This is a genomic window from Bradyrhizobium sp., assembly GCF_028868675.1.
In the GTDB taxonomy this organism is placed as follows: Bacteria; Pseudomonadota; Alphaproteobacteria; order Rhizobiales; family Xanthobacteraceae; genus Bradyrhizobium.
On record NZ_JAGWUA010000319.1, the window covers coordinates 1 to 3,390 of the forward strand.

Genomic DNA, 3,390 nt, shown 5'->3' on the forward strand with positions numbered 1-3,390 from the left:
TGACCTCGACCGGCGACGGCATCCACATGATCGCAAACGGCTACAGGAAGGGTCATCGGATCCACACCCACATGCACCGCGAGGCGCAACTGGTCTACGCCGCCAAGGGCACGATGCAGGTGACGACGCCGAAAGGCCGCTGGCTGGTGCCCCCGGACCGTGCGGTGTGGGTCCCGGCGCTGTCGGAGCATGCGATCGACGTGCTGGCCGATATCGAGATGCGGACGCTCTATTTTGAGTTCGACTGGCTGCAGCGCGAGGCGCGTAGCCACAGCCTGGTGGCGGAGTTCGTGGTGCGGGTGTCGCCGCTGCTGCACCAGACCATCCTCGCTTTGTTCGACGATCGCGGCGACCGCGAGCGGACCGCGCTGCTGCTGCGTCTGGCGATGATGGAATTGGACCAAGCGGAGGATTCGGCGACCTTCATCCCGCTGCCGCGCGAGCCGCGCTGCCGGCGCGCCGCCGACATCGTGCTGGCGGACCCGACGAGCGACCACGAGATCGAGAACCTCGCGAGCGAGGTCGGCACCTCGGGGCGGACGCTGTCGCGGCTGTTCTCGTCGGAAACACAATTGAGCTTCAAGAGCTGGTGCCAGCGCGCCCGCATCGCCGCCGCGATCGAAAAGCTGTCGACGGACGCCGGTCTCTCGGTCAAGCAGATCGCGGCGCTGCTCGGCTATGCCAGCGTGCCGGCTTTTTCGGCAGCCTTCCGGCAGGTGACGGGACGGACGCCCAGGGAATTTGCGCGGAAGACCTGATTCACCTGCCACCTTGTGCGCTTGATTGTGATCGGCTTCCGCCTAAATCCTGTGTAAGCATTCAGCCAACCTCCACCGGATTCGAACCCCCGCATGGCCAACGCCTTCTTTTCCGACCTGCTCACGACGATTTCCGAGCGCGGCCGCACGCTGCTGCGCCGCGCCGACCCGACCGACGGCAAGCAGGACGCGGGCGGTCTCGTCAAGCTGTGCGAGGCGCTGTTGTCGGGCCGGGGCGAGGCCTCCGCCACCGCCATGGCGCGCGACGTGCTCGATCTCTACAGAGAGCTCGACGCGACCGGACGGCGCACCTTCTTCGATGCGCTGTTGCGCGATTTCGGCCCGGACCGGGAACGTCTGGCCCAGGCGGTCGAGAGATGGCGCACGCAGCCGAGCGACGAGGACGCAAGCGATCTGCATTTCGCCTCGGAGCCGCGGCGGCAGGAGTTGATCCGCCGCCTCAATCGGGCGCCCGGCGGCACCGGCGATCTCGTCAGCATGCGCGCCGACCTGCTCGGCATGATGAAGGGCCACGCCGAACTCACCGCGCTCGACCGCGACGTCACCCATCTCCTCTCGTCTTGGTTCAACAGGGGGTTTCTCGTGCTGCGCAGGATCGACTGGTCGTCGCCGGCCAACATCCTCGAAAAGATCATCCGCTACGAGGCCGTGCACGAGATCCGCGACTGGGACGATCTGCGCCGCCGCATCGATCCGGTCGACCGCCGCTGCTACGCCTTCTTCCATCCGGCCATGGTGGACGAGCCCCTGATCTTCGTCGAGGTGGCGCTGACCGAGACGATACCGTCCGCGATCGCGCCGCTGCTCGCGGTCGATCGTCAGCCGGTCCCGATCGAAAAAGCGCGCACCGCCGTGTTCTACTCGATCTCCAACACCCAGCGCGGGCTGGGTGGCATTTCCTTCGGCAGCTTCCTGATCAAGCAGGTGGTCGAGGAACTGCGCCGCGAACTGCCGAAGCTCGATAGCTTCGTGACGCTGTCCCCGGTGCCGGGCTTCATGCCATGGCTAAAGGAGGACAAGGACGTTCCGATTTCCGACGAGGAGCGCGAGCTGCTGAAGCAGCTCGATGAGCCCGCCTGGTTCGAAAATACGGAGCTGGCGGCGCAATTGCGCGGCGTGCTGGAGCCGCTTGCTGCATACTACTTCCTGAAGGCCCGCACGCCGAAGGGACGGCTGATCGATTCGGTCGCCCGCTTCCATCTCGGCAACGGCGCCCGGCTCGAGCGCATCAACTGGCTCGGCGACCTCTCACAAAAGGCCTTGCGCGAATCCGCCGGGATCATGGTCAACTATCTCTACCGGCTCGAAGACATCGAGAAGAACCACGAGGCCTACGCCAATGACGGCGAGGTCGTCGCATCGAGCGCGGTGAAGAAGCTCCTGAAGAGCGAAGGGCGACGGCTGCTGGACATGCGGCTGTCGTAAATCGTCGTCCCGGACAAGCGAGCGTAGCGAGCGCCGATCCGGGATCTATGACCACAGGATTGAGCTTGGCGAAGACTGGGATTTACCAGCTCGCGCCACAACCTCTCCCTGGGGGTTATGGGTCCCCGCGTTCGCGGGGACGACAGCGAGTATTCGGCGTCGCCTTCGCGCCTCACTACTCCGCCAGCGCCTTCATCTCGGCATAGAGGTCCGACTTGCCTTCGAAGCCGATGCCCGGCAGCTCCGGCATCACGATGTGGCCGTTCTCGACGCGCACGCCGTCGGGGAAGCCGCCATAGGGCTGGAACAGGTCGGGATAGCTCTCGTTGCCGCCGAGGCCGAGGCCGGCGGCGATGTTCAGCGACATCTGGTGGCCGCCATGCGGGATGCAGCGGCTCGGCGACCAGCCGTGGGTCTTCAGCACGTCGAGCGTGCGCTGATATTCGCAGAGGCCGTAGGACAGCGCGCAGTCGAACTGCAGCCAGTCGCGATCGGGACGCATGCCGCCATGGCGGATCAGGTTGCGCGCGTCCTGGTGGCTGAACAGGTTTTCGCCGGTCGCCATCGGACGCGGATAGAATTCGGCGAGCGCGGCCTGCAGCGAAAAGTCGAGGGGATCGCCGGCCTCCTCGTACCAGAACAGCGGATAGTCCCGCAGCATCTTTGCGTAGGCGATCGCGGTCTCCAGGTCGAAGCGGCCGTTGGCGTCGACCGCGAGCTGGGCGTCCTTGCCGATCTCCTCCAGCACCGCCTCGATACGCTTGCGGTCCTCATCGATGTCAGCGCCGCCGATCTTCATCTTGACGACGTTGTAGCCGCGATCGAGATAGCCGCGCATCTCGCCGCGCAACATCGAAAGTCCCTTGCCGGGATAGTAGTAGCCGCCGGCGGCGTAGACGAAGACGCGCGGGTCGGCCGCGCGCCCATGGCGCTCGGCGAGCAGGCGGAACAGCGGCTGGCGCGCGATCTTCGCCACCGCGTCCCACACCGCCATGTCGATGGTGCCGACCGCGACCGAGCGCTCGCCATGGCCGCCCGGCTTCTCGTTGGTCATCATGGCGGACCATATCTCGTCCGGATCGAGATTGTCGCCGGCCTCGTTCAAGAGCGTTCGCGGCTCGGCCTCGAGGATGCGCGAGGCAAAACGCTCGCGGATCAGGCCGCCCTGCCCGTAGCGGCCGTTGGA

Annotated in this window: 3 protein-coding genes; 2 read left to right on the forward strand and 1 reads right to left on the reverse strand. The window is 66.0% G+C overall.

Features of this window, described 5'->3' with window-relative positions:
- Positions 1 to 758 (forward strand): helix-turn-helix transcriptional regulator (locus KGM94_RS24365; RefSeq protein WP_300265025.1); only part of this gene is annotated, 758 nt, incomplete at its 5' end.
- 93 nt (positions 759 to 851) lie between these two features.
- The gene (locus KGM94_RS24370; RefSeq protein WP_300265028.1) at positions 852 to 2,204 is read left to right on the forward strand and encodes a malonyl-CoA decarboxylase; all 1,353 of its coding nucleotides are present in this window, start codon (positions 852 to 854) and stop codon (positions 2,202 to 2,204) included.
- Between the two features lie 175 nt (positions 2,205 to 2,379).
- On the opposite strand, the gene KGM94_RS24375 is transcribed toward KGM94_RS24370, so the two are convergent.
- Positions 2,380 to 3,390, reverse strand: a 1,011-nt coding sequence (locus KGM94_RS24375) for a mandelate racemase/muconate lactonizing enzyme family protein (protein ID WP_300265031.1), incomplete at its 5' end; no start/stop codon positions are given.

What these genes read in the sequence shown, in the direction of transcription:
- KGM94_RS24370 (WP_300265028.1), top strand. Translation starts at nt 852, where the DNA reads ATGGCCAACGCCTTCTTTTCCGACCTGCTCACGACGATTTCCGAGCGC.